Source organism: Bacillus sp. ABR, assembly GCF_056172715.1.
On the sequence record NZ_JAOYSL010000005.1, the window covers coordinates 207277 to 224253 of the forward strand.

Consider the following 16977-nt stretch of genomic DNA (forward strand, 5'->3'; position numbering starts at 1 on the left):
TGTACACCTGCTTTAACTTTTTATCACTTATATACCCTTTTACAAATGAAAAAAACACTGCGTCATCGCAGTGTTTAAACGTGAGAAACAAATAATGATTCAAGGAATTGAATTTTCTCTTCTGTATAGTGTTCATAGCGGTCATTATACGATTTTGGATCTTTTGGATTGGCATACTGTGTAATTTTCCCTGACCGTGGATCAATGAATTTACTTGCTGCACCGCACCCAATGCCAATGATTGTCTGTACTTCTTCCATGATAATGATATTATACAAGCTTTCCTGTCCATCTAATGAATACCCGACATTTTCGAGATTTCCCAAAATATTTTTTTGTCTATATAAATAATATGGGTAATAATGATGCGCTTTCGTCCAAGTGACCGCTTCATCCATCATACGTGTGATTTCTTCTCGGTCTGCTACTTGGTATTTCTCCTTATTGCGCGTCATTTCAGATGCTCTTTTAAAGGAAAGTGTATGCACAGTTAAAGATTCAGGCTTGAGTTCCTCAGTCTGCTGCAAGGAGTGCTGGAATTCTTTGAGCCCTTCTCCCGGCAATCCAATGATTAAGTCCATATTGATATTATTCATGCCGTACTGTCTTGATAAGTGATACTTTTCAATCGTTTCTTCCACACTATGATGCCGGCCAATAGCTTTTAGTGTTTCATTCTCATACGATTGCGGGTTAATGCTAATTCGGTCAATATTGTAGCGGTTTAGCACCTCTAGCTTATCAGGAGAAATCGTATCAGGACGCCCTGCTTCGACAGTTACTTCCCGTATATGCTTCACATCAGGGAACGAGCGATACATTTCTTCATACAGCAAATCCATTTCTTCCGCTGTGATGCTCGTTGGCGTGCCTCCGCCAAAGTAAACGGTCGTCACTTTGATCCCATGTTCTTTTAGCCATTCGCCCATTTTTTGCATTTCATAATGCAGACCAAACAAAAACGTTCCCACTCTACCAGCTTGTCCTTTAATGGCGTAAGCAGGGAACGTACAATAAGCACATTTTGTGGGGCAGAAAGGAATGCCGATATAAATACTCACTTCCTGCTGAAGGTCATACAGATCTGGGATGGCTTTAAGCTGACGGTCGACAATCTCCTGCATCAAATTGATTTTTTCATCATGAATCAAGTAATCACGCTTTAATGTCGCATGTGCATCTTCCTTTGACATGCCTTCTCTCAGCATCTTATGAAGCAATTTCGTAGGACGTATTCCTGTGAGAATCCCCCACTTTTGTGTCATTCCTGTGTGCTCCTGAAGCAAGTGTAAATAAACAGACAGCACTGTGTTTTTGATTTGCTTCCAGCGCTCCTTATCGTTTAAGTTCTTTGGGAGATCCCGTGAAAAACGACTGGTGATATCTGATCCATCGATATAGCCAGACGCTTCCACCATGCCATTTTCTTCCTTCCAACTAAATTCAATGACCAAACCATCATTAAATTCACTTGGTTCAAATATCACTTCACTATCTTCTTCAAATAAATTGGCTATATTGACAAGCGGGCGATGAAATCGTTCATCTGACAGCCCTTTAATTAAAATTCGCATCATATCACCTTTATCTTCAAACTTGTTTCATTTTACAAAATTCATGTAGGAAAAGCAATGAAGGGAACAGACGAAGGCCCTGTCATTTCTTGATTGACAGGGCCTTCACTGTATTATCTTTTAATATCAAATTGATGTAAAAATCCTTCTCTTTGCTGCATTCTAAAGTATTCCTTGATCATATAAGCCACACCCTGTTCATCGTGCGAGCGGGTCACCCAATCGGCTTTGCGCTTGACATCATTGGGAGCATTTCCCATAGCAACGCCTAAACCAGCCAATTCAAGCATTGGAATATCATCTGTTCCATGTCCAATAACGACCGTATCTTCTAAAGTAAAACCGAGTGCAGAGGTTAAGAGAGAAAGTCCCGCTTCTTTCGAAACCCCTTTGCAGACAATATTCATTTTCTCATCACTGATCCTAATAAGATCAACAGATGGGAATGCTTGTTGAATGGTCCTGTGAATCTCAGGCTGAAGCTCCGCTGTCGAATATACTTCAATCACTGGTGTACTGACCGGTTCATCCATCAGCATATCACTTAACGATTCAACAAACTGAACGGGATAGAAAATTGGATCAGACGGATGAATGAGCGTCTTTCCCATCAGCTGAGACTGCGTTTTTTTCCGGTTGCCGATCGAGAATTTTTCATGCAGCAAGCGGACATTACAATCGAAGCTTTCAAGGATTTGCACAAGATTAAATGTCTTTTCTTCCGTTAATTTTTTCACATGAAGCGGCTCATCGAGTTTATCCGCGATAAATGCACCACTATGCGTCACAAGGGTTGATGTTGGAATCTTCAACGCCTTGGCAATTTTTTGAGCGGAACGAAAATGCCGGTTGGTGACAATCGTCACGTAAACCCCTTTTTTCTTTACATATTCCACAGCTTCTTTTGTAGCGGAATGGATTTTACCATTGGAACGAAGTAACGTCCCATCTATATTGAGTGCAAGTAGTTTTTTTGACACTGAGGCATCCCCCTTCTTGATGACTGTACTTACGATGAGGATATGCCCTAGCTTGGCGCTTTAGAACATGCAGTTGAAAGAGCCACAGGTTATGAATGATTGATAAATAAAAAAAGCCTACCCCTAGGCTTTTTTTTTATGTATGGTTTGGATGCGTTACAATGGAGTGATGAAGCTCCCCATGATCCCCTTATCTTTCACACACCAAAGCGCATTGCTTATATCAGATCCCCTTATGCTTTGCGTTTCTCCCAGAAGCGCTTCTCTCTCGTTTGGCTCACTGCCTTAAATCCCAAGTGAAACGCACCCAATTGTCCCTTGAGAGCGCCTTTTTGAAAGCACTTTCAATATAAGTATTATCGCAGAATTTATGTGCTTCGACAACCTTTTTTTAAAAGATATTGAGGAGAAAAGATAAAACAAAAAAGGGCGAATGACATCGCCCTTTCCATTAGTTTTCTTCTGGATTCCCATAAAGCTCTTCAAGTGGCTTCATGATAATTTTATTTAATTCACCGATAAGAACACTCACACGTTGTTCCGCTTCCATCAACTGAGAGATTTTGTCGTGCTGCTGAACAAGCGCAACTGTTTTTTGAGCTTGCTCCACTTCTTCTTGTGTGATCTCTTGACCAGTCATTTGTTTTTGTTGAAGGTTTACTTGAATGTCACGGAAGTTCTCAAACATTCTTTTAGAGGACTCATCCGCGTTTACCTCATCATAAAGATTTCTTAAAGTTGAATATTCTTCGCTATGACGCAATGCTTTTTCAAGGTCATATGCAACATCGTAAAGATTTACAGACATGTTATGTCTCCTTTCTATCCGTTATCACCGATATGATCGGCGGACACCACTCCACTATAACAAACTATGGCTTTCGTTTCACATATATACAATGAATTCATTAAAATTTCTCTAGCTTGTCTTAGAATAGAGCCACAAAAACAGCCTGGATAGCACCAATCATCCCGCCTAAAAGACCGCCTAGAAATGTAATCATTTTCAGCTCCTTATTGGAGATGCTGACTACTAGCTCTTCCATTTTTTCAAGCGGGAAAAGTTCAATTTGTTCACGAATGATATCTTCAAATTGCAGCTTAGCAAGCAGACCCTCTAAAGCATTTGAAGCCGCTCCGATCCCCTTATCAATCAACACTGGCGCAAAGTGTGTTTTAAGATCATCCGCGACAGCACTGACGTATATCCCAACAGGTTTGTCTAATATCAGCTTTGTAGAGAAATGAGAAAGCAATTGATTTTTCACACTAAAAATAAGTTCCTTCACATTCCATTTTTCATCAAGCTCATGAAGAGAAAATTGCTTCACCTTGTCCCATTCTTGAACAAGCAAATCGGATAAAAATCTTTTTGTTTCTGCGTTTCTTAAAAACTTGATGATTTCGGGATGTACACGATCAATTAAGCTTGAATTCCCTAGAAACATTTGGACCATACTGCCAAGCATTCCCCGTTCTTTTAAGAAATCATCAATCATATTGCCAAGCCTTGCTTTGCCTTCATCACTTTCAAAATAATGAATGCCTCTCTTTAAAATATAATCTGCTGCATTTGGAATTTTCGATGATATTTTGTTTTCCACTTCTACAGGGAGCAATTCAGATAAAGTTTGCTGGTTATAAGTTTCAAGCAGTGACTTGAGCTTCTGATCAGACCACTGATGGAGCCATTTATCTGCTTTGACATCAGCCTCTGTAACGCCGAATCTTTCTAGCAGGGAGAATACGGTTATCTCCATATTTGCGCCTTTGTCAATATATCGATGGACTGTACGCAGGATCTCTTGCTTTGCCTCGGATGATTCAAATCGCTTTTGAATACCTTCTGGCGTGAGCAAATGCTCCATAACCATGACACCAACCTGCTTGGCTACTTCGTCTCTTCTTTTAGGGATAAGCCCTGGTGTAAATGGAAGCTGTTTTCCGAATAAGTAATATGGCTTATAAGGCCGAAAAAGCATTTTAATTGCAAGATGGTTTGTCGCTGCTCCTATGACTGCGCCGATAACAATCATAAAGATAAACGTTGTGAATATATTCAAAGTCGTCATCTACCTTTCAAACAACACCCGATGTTTATTGTTTTGATCTATACGTATTATAGTTGTTGTCAAGTTTCCAAGCAAATGAAGTATGCAGCGAGACATATGATCAAGCGATCTGTCGTAATGATAAAGGAGCGCAAGCTTTAAGTAAAATCATAAAAAAACGTTTTTGTGATGGTAAAAAAAGAAGTTGAAAAGAAGGTGTTTTTTAATGACAACATTAGGTATTGTAACCCTTTCTCCGCAGTATGAAGAGGCATTTACACGTCAGCTCGCCAAAGCTGCCTCTTCTTATCATTTAAAGGTTGTTCGTTTTACACCACTTGATTTAAAGCCGGCTTCAAATTTGATACAAGGTCAAACATATATGAATGACCAAGGGTTTGCCGACGCACAGTTTCCGATTCCCGATTTGATTTACGATCGATGTCTTTACCGGCATGACGCACAATCTAAAAAAGCAAAACCCATCATGGAATGGCTAAAAAAGTATCCAAAAACAGATTTTTTGAATACCGGCATTTCAAATAAAATGGTGCTATTTGAACAGCTCCGCCTCCTCTCTGCTTTACAGGCATATTTACCTGGCTGCTCTTTATTAAAAGAGCCCTCAGATCTGATCAATATGGTAAGGGAGTGCGGGGCTGGCGGTTATTATAGAATGCAGCCTCTCTCCCAGCAGCATGCAGCATCTACTTACTTCATTTCCTTTGATGGCAAGTCAACATTCACCGTTCAGCTAAGTTCCAATCAAACCATTACATTTTCTCGGGCGTCAGAGATGGAGCGCTGGTGCAAAAAATATGCAGGCCGGTATTTCCTTCAATTTTTCAACACGAGTGATCAAAAAGAACCTTTATTTAATGAAATCAGGATTTTTCTTATGAAAGATTCACAAAATCAATGGAAACGCATGGGGATTCACACAAAATCACCTGCAGAAAATAGTCTTTTAAGTTATACACAAAAATCGGATCCTGTGATAGGCTTTGAACACTATCTACATACATTGCAGCCACACATCAAGGAGCTCCTTTTAGATGATATTGCATCCATTCAGGCATCAATTCCAGCTTATATAGATAAAACGTACTCTCCTTGCTTTGAATTCGCAGTAGACTTACTTCATACAAGTGAAGGCAGGCTGTTCATATCAAATGTCAGATCAAAGCCAGGACGGTCCGCTTTTTTAAAAGTTTACCCTGAAAAGGAACATCAATTGATTCGTACCATTCTTGAACATGCGCAATCGATGATGTCTCAACCGAAGGAGGTTTCTTATGAACAAAAATCGCTGCATCATCGCCCCACACCTCACAAGTGAAAAAACAATTCATCTTCCAGACCATTATAAACAGAAAGAGGCCATCTATTCTCTTGCTCTAGGGTCTCGTTTAGTTGATGGCTTCAACATTTCCTATCATCAGCATCCAAAGAAAATATTATTATCTGAAGATCTATACAGAGATTTACTGATTCCTTACCAATCAAAAGCTGATGTAATCATCATTGACCATACACTTTTTATAGGGCCGTTGATGGGCATTTTCAGTGCAGGTTTTGAGCAAAGCACGCAGCCATTAGGAACAAGATCACAATTTTTTATCAAACTGCTGAATTCTTTCAGACAGCATGCTGGTTTTGCCTATCTTTTTGGGTCACATTCTATTGATTGGGAAAAAGGAATTGTAGAAGGACTGTTGTACCAGCAAGATTCATGGGTTAAAAAACAGCTGCCCCTGCCGTCAGTCATTTATGACCGGCTTCCAAATAGAAAAACTGCTCAGTCAGCACTCATTCAAGAAACGAAGCGAAAACTCACCCAAGACTATGATATCCCTTGGTTCAACCCTTACTTTTTTAATAAATGGGAGATTCATGAACAGCTATTAACAGATGAAAAAACATGGTCCTTTCTCCCACATTCTGTACAATTAGATCCCATGGACGCTCTAAGTAAAATTGAAACACTTCTCCACCTGCATCAAGTTATATACTTAAAACCGACGAATGGAAGTCATGGAGACGGTATTTATCGGTTAAAAAAGGAAAATCACGGAATCACTGTATGCTCAAATTTTGGAAGGGCTATTCCATATGATTCAATAGATCAGTTTGTTCAAAGGCTGCGAAAAGATCATGCAATTCATGATTTTATTGCACAACAAGGCATTGAGCTTCTTCAAATAGACAATCAGCCGATGGATTTCAGAGTTCATACGAATAAAAATAAAGACGGTGATTGGACAGTCACAGCAGCAGCAGCAAAAATTTCTGGAGATCACACCATCACAACTCACCAGTTACACGGCGGAACGGTGAAAACACTTTATGCTGTCTTTCCAGAAGAAAAGAAACGTTTGCAGATTTTACAGCAGCTTTCTCAAACTGCCATCACGCTTAGCCAAGTAATAGATAAAAAAATGACCGGGCATATTGGTGAAATCGGTTTTGACTTAGGCATTGATCAAACAGGCGCCATTTGGATGTTTGAGGCCAATTCTCGCCCTGGCCGAGAGATTTTCCAGCATGGCTCTTTGAAAAAATCAGAATGGCTGATTGGGAAAAGAATCATGGGTTACGCATCTTACCTTTCAGAAACGGCACTCACCACTTCAGATCACGCGAACGTCTACTGACTACATTTTTGCCACATGTTGTGCTCTTAAATTTATGCTTTTTCTATGCTCTTTTCATGAGATGAGATACAATAAAATCAAGTTCAAGGTTGTTTCCGTGTTGTCGTGTTTGTTTATTGTTTCATCAATAAAAGCAAGGAGGCAATGATGATATGATTTCTCATTTTCAATGGAAACCTCTTTTTAAGAAAGCACAATTGCCAGGCTGGAAAATATCCTTTTTCCACAATGGAGCGCACTATGAAGGCATCTACCACAAAACAGGTGACATTGAATGGGGCTCTCAGCTTCCGCCCCATGAAGTTGAACCAACCTTAAAAGAAGAAATCCACGAATTAATGCTATTCCATGTCTATGATTAAACTGTTTAAGGAGCCCCGCCATGTTAGAAAAATTAAAACTTGTTTACGGAGACCATATCATCAGTACACCTACTCATGACAAACAAATTCTTTGGTATCAAACAGACGAAGGCGAAATATTCGGAGTAGACAAATCGGAGCTTACAGCAAGAGAGACACTTCTTCTCAACTCTTTTCTAACACCGATTGATCTATTTCAAAAAGCGCAGACCGAGGGTGAACAAAGATGGTTCAGCTATCTTTTTGAAAACAAACCACTAACTGTCCAACATCCCGTCCGTGTTTATTATTTTCAAATGATCCATCAAGAGGAACAAAGACAGCAAATAAAAGAGGCTGTGAATAACAGCCTCGAACATACTCATTTCATATGGACAGGCCCTGAAACAGCTATGCTGATTCAACCAAACGCTACATCAGAAAATAGTCAATTAAATCAGTTAAACGATTTGTCTCTAGCCATTACAAGTGATTTTTTAACAGACTCAGTCTTTATACAAGGGCAGCTGCATTTGCCAAATAATCATTTACAGATGAGATTATTAAATGAACAACAGCTCTTTGTATGCCACATGCAGCGAGAAAAGCTTAGATCAGGGGTCTCCACATTTTATCAATGCCTGCCATCGTTCATTTGTTATGATGCATCCGCCCTCTCTCATGCTATATCAGATGCTTTTAAAGAAGCGGTTGTTGACCGAGATGTTTACCGCACTCTCATGACCTATATGCAATGTAATTTAAACGCATCCAAAGCAGCAAAAGCATTATATGTTCACAGAAACAGTCTTCAATATCGAATTGATAAATTTATTGAGCGCACTGGGCTAGATATACGACATTTTCCAGAAGCATCGGCTGCTTATTTGATGATGACTCTACTTGATCTTTCATAAAGAACGAAAGATGAGCACCCTGCCCAAAAATGAAAATAGGATGTTGTGCACGTTGTCCATTTACAGACTCTTCCCCATTTTATACACTTTACTCAACAGTAAAGCGCTTTCAAAAAAAGAGAGACTGGGGAGGCTGGCATCAAATGGCTGAAATAATGCTGAATCAAATTTATAAAGTGTACGATAACAAGGTAACAGCAGTAGACAACTTTAATCTACATATAGAAGATAAAGAATTTATTGTGTTTGTTGGTCCATCAGGCTGCGGAAAATCAACAACCCTTCGCATGATTGCAGGTCTAGAAGAAATTTCACAAGGAGACTTTCTGTTAGATGGAAAACGGATGAATGACGTAGCGCCGAAAGACCGGGATATCGCAATGGTTTTCCAAAACTATGCATTATACCCTCATATGAATGTGTACGATAATATGGCTTTTGGGTTAAAGCTTCGGAAGTTTCCGAAAGCAGAGATTGATGAGCGGGTTCGAAATGCCGCTAAAATATTGGGGCTTGAGCAATATTTAGACAGAAAACCAAAAGCACTATCTGGCGGTCAAAGACAGCGTGTTGCCCTTGGCAGAGCGATTGTACGTGATGCAAAGGTTTTCCTTTTGGATGAGCCGCTTTCTAATTTAGATGCAAAACTCCGTGTTCAGATGCGTGCTGAAATTTCTAAACTTCATCAGCGTCTGCAAACGACATTTATCTATGTGACACACGATCAGACTGAAGCCATGACAATGGCAACCCGCCTTGTTGTGATGAAAGATGGTTTTATTCAGCAGGTAGGAGCACCGAAAGATGTATATGAAAACCCAGAGAATGTGTTTGTAGGTGGATTTATTGGATCACCAGCGATGAACTTTTTTACAGGAAAGCTCTCTGACGGCGCCATCGCGGTTGGAAAAACTCACATTCGTGTACCAGAGGGAAAAATGAAAGTATTACGCAGCCAAGGCTATATTGGAAAGGATGTCATACTAGGCATCAGACCAGAAGATTTTCACGATGAACCAGTATTTATAGAGGCGTCTGAAGGCACAAAAATTAATGCTAACGTAGAAGTAGCTGAATTAATGGGAGCAGAAACGATGCTTTACTCTTCTATCGATGATCAATCGTTTATTGCACGTGTTGATTCTCGTACCGATGTACAGGCCGGACAGTCTATCCCTCTTGCGATTAATATGAACAAAGCCCATTTCTTTGATTCAGCTACAGAGCTGCGCATCCGCTCAGCTGAATAAAAAGAGATATAAGCAGCGCCATCACTCATTATTGGGTGATGGTTTTTTGTATGTTCACACAACATTTACCATGTTCTTTTCTCGTATGTTTTTTTCGGAAATAACCATAATACTTAGTACAAAGCAGTTACTGCATTGGGTTTCGCCAAGTGGCAAATGACTTGATCATTTCGCTGGTGCGATTCCAGCAAACCCAACCAAAAAAATAAATCATATACAAAAAGGAGAATCACATCATGGCAAATTCTAATAGTTCAAACCAATTACTAGTTCCTGGAGCAGAGCAAGCAATCGATCAAATGAAATACGAAATTGCTTCTGAATTTGGTGTAAACCTTGGAGCAGAAACTACAGCTCGTGCTAACGGTTCAGTTGGTGGAGAAATCACAAAACGTCTTGTGTCTTACGCTCAACAAAACCTTGGCGGAACAAAAGCTTAATTTCATACCTGGATCATAGAAGGCACCTCTTATGGTGTCTTCTTTTTTTGTTTTTATCCCTCACCAAACTCCTTTCAGCTCATATCATGTAGTAGAAAGGAGCGGAGCTTCATGGACATTATTTCTGGTATGAACTTTGAACTTTTACAATTTGTAGGGATCTCTCTATTATGTGAATATGGTCATAGTATTCGGTCCTTTCACCTTTATAAAAAAAGCATCACATAAAAGTTGTACCATTTTGGGTTCTTTTCACTTATAGTATGTAGTGGAGGGATCGAACAGATGAAAATAGCTCTTTTCGGTGCTCATGGACGTGTAGGACAAGCATTTCTTCGTTTCGTTCAAGTAGATGATCGTTACATGGTTCGTTCATTGATTCGGACAAACCGAGAAGAAATGCTTGCGGGTATGTTTCAAGTCACCGGCAATTCAAGAAATCGAGAAGATGTGCTTGAGACAATGAAAGGAGCAGATATTGTTGTGAGCTGTCTATCAACAGATGGTGATGATACATTATCTGTTTCAATGGAGCATATCGTACAAGCCATGAAGCAAACAAATACATCTAGAATTATTACAATTGGTACAGCAGGTATTTTAAAAGCAAGGCAGCAGCCGGAGCTCTACCGTTTTGAAACAAATGAATCAAAGCGGACTACTTCCCGAGCAGCTAAAGAGCATGCGAAAGCGTTTGAAATCCTTCAATCGACTGATCTAGATTGGACCATTATTTGTCCAACCTATTTACCAGATGGAGAAGTGACACGGTCATATCGCTATGAGAAAGATTTTCTCCCTATAGATGGAAAGAAAATTTCAGTTGAAGATACCGCACACTTTTTATATCAGCAGTTAAATTCGAAGGAATTTGTGCATCAACGCGTCGGCATCGCTTATTGATGTTGCAGCCTGTCCAAACGATATAACCTGTGTAAAAGTCGTCGACTTTTTCATGCAAAGGAAAAGAGCCTCATTCAATTTGAAGAGGCTCTTTTTTCTACTATTCATCAACTGTTTGCAACAGCGCCTTTTTGCAGTTCATACATTTGCGCATACAGCCCTTCTTGCTGCATGAGTTGTTCATGACTGCCACGCTCGACGATTTCACCTTTTTCTAACACCAAGATCATATCGGCTTTCTTAATCGTGGATAATCGGTGAGCAATCACAAAAGTCGTTCGTCCTTCTTTGACTACATCAAGCGCCCGCTGAATGATCGCTTCTGTTTCTGTATCAATGTTGGCGGTGGCTTCATCTAAAATTAAAATCGCTGGATCGTACGCCAATGCGCGCGCAAATGAAATCAACTGACGTTCCCCTGAGGAAAGGGTGCTTCCCTTTTCAACGACTGGTTCATCAAAGCCTTGCGGCAGGTGCTTCAATAACTTTGCTGCGCCTACTTGCTTTAATGAGGATTCAATGGTTTCTCTTTTGATGTCTTCATTTCCTAAGCTGACATTGGAGGCAATCGTTCCCGAAAATAAATACGGGTCTTGCAGCACAATGCCCATTTGTTTACGCAGCGTTTGACGCGACTGATCATATATGCTTTCGCCATCTATGAGAATGTCTCCTTGCTGAATGTCATAAAAACGCAGCAGCAAGTTCATGATCGAGCTTTTCCCAGAACCAGTATGCCCCACAAGTGCAACCGTTTGACCTTTCTTTGCTTCAAACGTAATGTTCTTTAAGACATTTTTCCCTTCATTATAAGCAAAGGTGACATCTTTGAACTGAACGTGTCCCTCCAGCTTCTTCTGAACAGGTTCTTCTACTTCTGTTCCTGGTTCATCTAATAATCGGAAAACCCTTTCCGATGAAACCCTTGCTAATTCCAACCTGGAGAATTGATTCACAATGCCTGTGATCGGCTGGAACAATCGATTTAAATAATCGACAAACGCATAGAGCACTCCAATGGACACAATGCCTGTCGCACTTAACGATGCACCGCCAAAATACCAAATAAGCGCCACATATGCTAAATTTCGCAGCAGGTTAACCAAGTTATGTGAAAGAAGTGAATTTAAATGGAGCATCTTTCGCTGATACCGAAAGTGATTGTTGTTCAGTTCATCAAATTCCTCTTTCGTCGCTTTCTCATGACGAAACGCTTGAATAATGGTCATCCCCTGAATGGCTTCATTTAACTTGGCATTGATTTCACTGATGATCGAACGAATTCGGTGATTGTACACGGATGCAAACTTTCTGTAAGTCATCGACCATAGGAAAATAATCGGTACTGCTACCAAACAAATAAGTGCCAGCTTCACATTTAATAAAAACATGGCAATGTAAATCCCAATCATGTAAATGGCACTCGTCACAAAATTAGCAAGGACTGTGACATATAGGTCACGAATGGTTTCCGTGTCATTGGTGATTCTCGCGACAACCTTTCCAGCCGGTAAATTATCAAAATATCGGATCGGCAGCGTTTGGATGTGCTCAAAGACGTCTACCCTCATTTTTTGAATAATTCGATTTGCAATCCTCTGGAGCAAGTAATGCTGCCCATACTGAAAGAAAATCGCAACGATGAGCAGCCCTAGATAAAATAGAACAAGCTGCACCAAACCACTGATTTCTGGCTGATAAAAAGCAAAAATCTCTTCTTTTGATAAGCGCTGTACCTCATAAGTCTCACGCTCGTTCCCATTATCAATGGTGAGCTGATCTCCCGATATCTTTCTGTTTCCATCAAAACGAATCGGCTCATTCACAAAATAGTAACCGAACCCGACTTGCACCACATTGATTTGCTTTCCAGATTCCATTCCATTGTTTAATCGATCGCTTCGTATATAGTTATTTCCCTGGTAATAAACGGTTTTGTCTGTCTTTTCATTGACTTCGACATACGGTTTTTCTACACCTAAAATATGATCATCAATCATTTTCTTCCCAATAAACGGTCCTGTCAGCTCAGCACCAACTGCAATCATTAGAAAGATTAAGGCAACAGACAGTACTTTCTTATATAGGAGTGCGTAGGCAAGGAGTCTTCTTCCTGTTGTCATGCCTCATCCCCTCCTTCCAGCTGATTTGTCAGCTGCTGACGCAAAAATTGTTCTTTATACCACCCATCCTGCTGGATGAGCTCGTTGTGAGTGCCCTTTTGGACAATGCGTCCTTCTTCCATGACAAGAATGAGATCCGCATGTTCAACAGCTGATAGGCGATGAGTCGTAATAAACGTCGTTTTGCCATGACGGTTTTGTCTTAGATTTTCTAGGATAGCGGTTTCTGTTTTTGCATCTACCGCAGACAATGAGTCATCCAGAATTAAAATGTCTGGATCAATTAATAAAGCACGTGCAATGGATATTCGCTGTTTTTGTCCGCCTGACAGCGCAACACCTTTTTCCCCAACCATGGTCTCCAGACCCTCCGGCAAAAGGCGTAGATCCTTTTCAAAGTAAGCATCTTTGATTGCTTGTGCTAACTCATCTTGTTTCGCGTCCCGATGACCAAAGCGCATATTATGTTCGACACTTTTTGAGAAAAGAATATGATCCTGAGGTACGTATCCGATCCATTGAAATAACTGATCTAATTCAATGTCTTGGATTGGAACACCTGATAGCAATATTTGCCCATCACCTGCCGGGTACTGGCGCAGAAGCTGTTTGACAATGGTCGTTTTGCCGCTTCCCGTTTTGCCTGTAATCCCAATCGTCTGCCCTTTTCGAACGGTAAAGGACACATCAATGAGATTATCTTTAGGTGAAGTTGGATACCTGAATGTCACGTGATCAAACTCAATATCTCCAGGCTCTTGTAACGTTTTCGGCTGAGCAGCGTTTGTTACGTCCGGCTTGTAGCTGAGTGTATGATTCAACCGGTCTAACGACGCATTTCCTCTTTGCATAATATTAATCAATTCGCCGATCGCAAACATTGGCCAGATCATCATGCCAAGATAGACGTTAAATGCAACAAGCTCCCCAATGGTTAAATCACTTTGAAATACGAGATAGGCTCCGTAGCCGATTCCGATTAAGTAGCTGATCCCCACAAGTAATTTCACTGTCGGTTCAAACAAGGAATCAATGATCGCCACTCGCATGTTTTTTTGGAATACATCATCTGTCATTTCGCGAAAGCGTTCGACATCTTGTTTCTCCTGTACAAAAGACCGAATGACTCGAACGCCTGCCACTGATTCAAGAACACGATCGTTCATATCACCAAATGCATCCTGAGCGACAGTAAAGCGCTCATGGATTTTGCTGCCATAAAACGCAATTAAGAGCGCCATCAGCGGCATAGGGATAATCGCCATTAAGGTTAATTTCCAGCTAATTGTCAGACCCATCGTAAAGAAGATCATCAGCATATAAGCAGTGGAATCAACCAAGGTCAGAACGCCAAAGCCTGTCGTTAAGGCTACAGCATTTAAATCGTTTGTTCCTAATGCCATTAAGTTACCGGTTTTTTTCTTTTCATAAAAGGTCGGTGTCATCTTCAGCAAGTGGCGCATCAGTTTCCCGCGCATCACACGCTCCATGACATTTGCGCCGCCAAATAACTGATACATCCAAAAATATGTAAGTGTATAGACGACGACACCTAGTAAGCAAAAAATGGTCACATAAAACAAAATACTGGATGTTGTAAATTGACCAGAACGAATGTCATCCACTGCCTGGCCAAGGTATCTTGGCGGCAGCATTTCAAGCACATTCACAATGAGCAAAAGCGTAATAGCGATTGTATAACGCCTCCACTCTTGTTTAAAGAACCAGCCTAATTTCGCAAATACTGAAAACATGTTTGTCTCTCCTTTTCAAGCTAGCCGCTTTCTAAATTTTCCTGCAAGTCACCTTGTTTCGTTTTTTGAGTTTTTGTCATTTGTCTTGATTTTGGCATGTTCACATGCTTTCACTCCTCTTCATTTACTTGTTGTTTCCCATTCCTTTATTTCGGAATGCGAAATGAATACAACAAAAAAAGAGGCCACCGGCTAGCTAGCTGGTACGCCTCTTTTCGTCATGTAAAAAGGCGCATGTTGACAAATACGCAACATACGCCTTGATTCATCCGATCAATTGGAACATACGAGTTCCTTTTCAATGACCAATGAAGGTGTAATTGTCACGTGAATCAACCCATTCATGCAGTTTGATTTCATTCTTCCAATGTTGCACATGACATTTCCTCCTTTTGGCTCTTGAATCTTTTTTTATCTTATAGTGGCTGTCACCATTTTGTCAATAAATATTTTTCAATAAATGAAATTTTCTAACAAAAATCAATCTCCCTTATGTGTATCTTTTTCTATTAACGGGTATACCATGAGTGTAAAGACTCCTTTTGAAAGGAATGAGGACATTGTTTCAAGCTGATCGGATGGTCGTTGCGTTTGATGGACATGAAGACAGTAAGAAAGCATTAAAAAAGGCAATCGCTTTAGCCAAAACCTTGCATGCCAAGCTGACCGTTGCCTATGCCCATGATGGTAAAACAGGCAGACAGGTGTTTGATGCACCGCGCCCAATGACTGGCGGAGCTTATATCGGCGGCGGTACGGCAGATCTTCAAACACCCCCTGTGTATGTGCCTCATGATGAACAGCAAAGTCCCTTGATTTTTGAAGACCATACAGAAGAGGTCGTCGCAGAAGCAAGAATGCTTTTAAATGAGGAGCAGTTTGAGGCTACCATTGAAATTGTGGAGGGAGAACCAGCAGAAGCGATTATCGAATATGCTGAGGAAATATCAGCAGACCTCATCGTCATGGGAGCACGTGACCAAAGCAGATTAAAAAAAATGCTATTTGGCAGTGTGAGTGAAAAGTTATCAGCAAAATCAGATATACCTGTGCTTATTGTGAAATAAATGCATCACAAAAGGCTGTAAACGAATGTTTACAGCCTTTTTTATTTATGAAGAGATCGATGCTTCACTTTCATGTTTAATTTTTTGCTGGAAGCCTTCCTGTACGCGCTTTGTCAGCTCGCCTGGAACGCCTTTCCCTACTGGCTCGCCATCTATTTCAACAATCGGAATGACTTCAGCCGTCGTCGAGCTGATGAAGATTTCCTGAGCGCGCAGCAGTTCTTCTTTGCTTATTCGATTTTCTTCAACAGTACATCCTTCTGCCTCACATACCTCCAGCAGCTTTCTACGGGTAATGCCGTTTAAAATGAGATTGTTTGCAGGGTGAGTGCGAATCACGCCATCAATCACGGCATATACATTCGAGGAGGTTCCCTCGGTCACAAAGCCGTCTCTTATCAGGATTGCTTCAAACGCACCAGCTTCAGATGCTTTCTGCTTTTCCATGATGTTATATAAAAGGTTTAAGCTTTTGATATCACATCTTAACCAGCGAAGATCCTCAGATAATATGGCCTTTGCACCAGCTGTCTGCTCTTGAACAGGCTTTTTCACCTGGAACGTATATGCCGTGATTTGAGGAGTGAGAGAATCGCTATATTGATGTTTACGAGGGGCGACTCCCCGCGTGACTTGAATATATACACCGCCATCTGTTAATTGATTGTGAGCGACGAGCTGTTTTAACTTTTCTTCCATATCAGATACTGTACCTTGCAGATGAATATCAATTTCCTTTGCACTCTTGAACAGACGCTCTGTATGCTCCTTTAACGTAAACAAAGTACCATTGTATACTCGGATGACCTCATAGACTCCGTCACCAAATTGATAGCCTCTGTCCTCAATATCAACATGTGCATCTTTTTTTTCAATGAAATCTCCATTGTACAATACTTTCATATGGAATCTCCCCTTCGCTT

The 16977-nt window shown here is 40.6% G+C and carries 15 protein-coding genes; 8 read left to right on the forward strand and 7 right to left on the reverse strand.

Annotated features, from left to right (window positions below; translation table 11 throughout):
* Positions 1-74 precede the first annotated feature (74 nt).
* The 4 genes from OIT90_RS16480 to OIT90_RS16495 all read right to left on the reverse strand — a co-directional run bounded on the left by OIT90_RS16480 (position 75) and on the right by OIT90_RS16495 (position 4617).
* Positions 75-1574, reverse strand: coding sequence for a coproporphyrinogen III oxidase (locus OIT90_RS16480; protein WP_039177547.1), 1500 nt, complete (start codon positions 1572-1574; stop codon positions 75-77).
* A gap of 113 nt (positions 1575-1687) precedes the next feature.
* On the reverse strand, positions 1688-2554 hold the full coding sequence (locus OIT90_RS16485; RefSeq protein ID WP_039177545.1) for a Cof-type HAD-IIB family hydrolase: 867 nt from the start codon (positions 2552-2554) through the stop codon (positions 1688-1690).
* A gap of 451 nt (positions 2555-3005) precedes the next feature.
* The gene (locus tag OIT90_RS16490) at positions 3006-3362 is read right to left on the reverse strand and encodes a YlbF/YmcA family competence regulator (protein ID WP_024425750.1); all 357 of its coding nucleotides are present in this window, start codon (positions 3360-3362) and stop codon (positions 3006-3008) included.
* A gap of 121 nt (positions 3363-3483) precedes the next feature.
* Entirely contained in the window at positions 3484-4617 is a 1134-nt protein-coding gene (locus tag OIT90_RS16495) for a DUF445 domain-containing protein (protein ID WP_039177542.1), read from the reverse strand.
* Between the two features lie 214 nt (positions 4618-4831).
* Here OIT90_RS16495 and OIT90_RS16500 point away from each other — a divergent pair, with 214 nt between their 5' ends.
* The 7 genes from OIT90_RS16500 to OIT90_RS16530 all read left to right on the forward strand — a co-directional run bounded on the left by OIT90_RS16500 (position 4832) and on the right by OIT90_RS16530 (position 11110).
* Positions 4832-5944, forward strand: a complete 1113-nt coding sequence (locus OIT90_RS16500) for a YheC/YheD family protein (RefSeq protein ID WP_404526851.1) — start codon at positions 4832-4834, stop codon at positions 5942-5944.
* Positions 5901-7259: a YheC/YheD family endospore coat-associated protein gene (locus OIT90_RS16505; protein ID WP_474892742.1), complete on the forward strand. Its 1359-nt coding sequence runs from the start codon at positions 5901-5903 to the stop codon at positions 7257-7259. Before OIT90_RS16500 ends, OIT90_RS16505 begins: the two co-directional genes overlap by 44 nt.
* Positions 7260-7411: 152 nt before the next feature.
* Complete coding sequence (locus tag OIT90_RS16510) at positions 7412-7621, forward strand: YheE family protein (RefSeq protein ID WP_003211787.1); 210 nt, start codon at positions 7412-7414, stop codon at positions 7619-7621.
* 20 nt (positions 7622-7641) lie between these two features.
* Positions 7642-8517, forward strand: a complete 876-nt coding sequence (locus tag OIT90_RS16515) for a helix-turn-helix domain-containing protein (RefSeq protein ID WP_106025325.1) — start codon at positions 7642-7644, stop codon at positions 8515-8517.
* Between the two features lie 143 nt (positions 8518-8660).
* Complete coding sequence (locus tag OIT90_RS16520; protein ID WP_041089628.1) at positions 8661-9767, forward strand: ABC transporter ATP-binding protein; 1107 nt, start codon at positions 8661-8663, stop codon at positions 9765-9767.
* A 236-nt stretch (positions 9768-10003) separates the two neighbouring features.
* The gene (locus OIT90_RS16525) at positions 10004-10207 is read left to right on the forward strand and encodes an alpha/beta-type small acid-soluble spore protein (protein WP_039177528.1); all 204 of its coding nucleotides are present in this window, start codon (positions 10004-10006) and stop codon (positions 10205-10207) included.
* A gap of 285 nt (positions 10208-10492) precedes the next feature.
* On the forward strand, positions 10493-11110 hold the full coding sequence (locus OIT90_RS16530; protein ID WP_039177527.1) for an NAD(P)-dependent oxidoreductase: 618 nt from the start codon (positions 10493-10495) through the stop codon (positions 11108-11110).
* A gap of 107 nt (positions 11111-11217) precedes the next feature.
* Here OIT90_RS16530 and OIT90_RS16535 read toward each other — a convergent pair whose 3' ends face one another.
* Together OIT90_RS16535 and bmrC are read right to left on the reverse strand one after the other, a co-directional pair.
* The gene (locus tag OIT90_RS16535; RefSeq protein ID WP_474892743.1) at positions 11218-13233 is read right to left on the reverse strand and encodes an ABC transporter ATP-binding protein; all 2016 of its coding nucleotides are present in this window, start codon (positions 13231-13233) and stop codon (positions 11218-11220) included.
* Positions 13230-14987: a multidrug ABC transporter ATP-binding protein BmrC gene (gene bmrC, locus OIT90_RS16540; RefSeq protein ID WP_474892744.1), complete on the reverse strand. Its 1758-nt coding sequence runs from the start codon at positions 14985-14987 to the stop codon at positions 13230-13232. The genes OIT90_RS16535 and bmrC overlap by 4 nt, the downstream gene beginning before the upstream one ends.
* Before the next feature lie 560 nt (positions 14988-15547).
* Between bmrC and OIT90_RS16545 the strand changes: the two genes are divergently transcribed.
* Positions 15548-16054 (forward strand): universal stress protein, encoded by a 507-nt coding sequence (locus OIT90_RS16545; RefSeq protein ID WP_064498248.1) that lies wholly within the window; start codon positions 15548-15550, stop codon positions 16052-16054.
* A 45-nt stretch (positions 16055-16099) separates the two neighbouring features.
* Here the strand turns inward: OIT90_RS16545 and dat are convergent, their stop codons facing one another.
* Positions 16100-16957 (reverse strand): D-amino-acid transaminase, encoded by an 858-nt coding sequence (gene dat, locus OIT90_RS16550; protein ID WP_144495272.1) that lies wholly within the window; start codon positions 16955-16957, stop codon positions 16100-16102.
* Positions 16958-16977 lie beyond the last annotated feature (20 nt).

Coding starts and splice junctions, on each gene's coding strand:
- OIT90_RS16480 (WP_039177547.1), bottom strand. CDS start 1,574: ATGCGAATTTTAATTAAAGGGCTGTCAGATGAACGATTTCATCGCCCG.
- OIT90_RS16490 (WP_024425750.1), bottom strand. CDS start 3,362: ATGTCTGTAAATCTTTACGATGTTGCATATGACCTTGAAAAAGCATTG.
- OIT90_RS16500 (WP_404526851.1), top strand. CDS start 4,832: ATGACAACATTAGGTATTGTAACCCTTTCTCCGCAGTATGAAGAGGCA.
- OIT90_RS16505 (WP_474892742.1), top strand. CDS start 5,901: ATGAACAAAAATCGCTGCATCATCGCCCCACACCTCACAAGTGAAAAA.
- OIT90_RS16510 (WP_003211787.1), top strand. CDS start 7,412: ATGATTTCTCATTTTCAATGGAAACCTCTTTTTAAGAAAGCACAATTG.
- OIT90_RS16515 (WP_106025325.1), top strand. CDS start 7,642: ATGTTAGAAAAATTAAAACTTGTTTACGGAGACCATATCATCAGTACA.
- OIT90_RS16520 (WP_041089628.1), top strand. CDS start 8,661: ATGGCTGAAATAATGCTGAATCAAATTTATAAAGTGTACGATAACAAG.
- OIT90_RS16525 (WP_039177528.1), top strand. CDS start 10,004: ATGGCAAATTCTAATAGTTCAAACCAATTACTAGTTCCTGGAGCAGAG.
- OIT90_RS16530 (WP_039177527.1), top strand. CDS start 10,493: ATGAAAATAGCTCTTTTCGGTGCTCATGGACGTGTAGGACAAGCATTT.
- OIT90_RS16535 (WP_474892743.1), bottom strand. CDS start 13,233: ATGACAACAGGAAGAAGACTCCTTGCCTACGCACTCCTATATAAGAAA.
- bmrC (WP_474892744.1), bottom strand. CDS start 14,987: ATGTTTTCAGTATTTGCGAAATTAGGCTGGTTCTTTAAACAAGAGTGG.
- dat (WP_144495272.1), bottom strand. CDS start 16,957: ATGAAAGTATTGTACAATGGAGATTTCATTGAAAAAAAAGATGCACAT.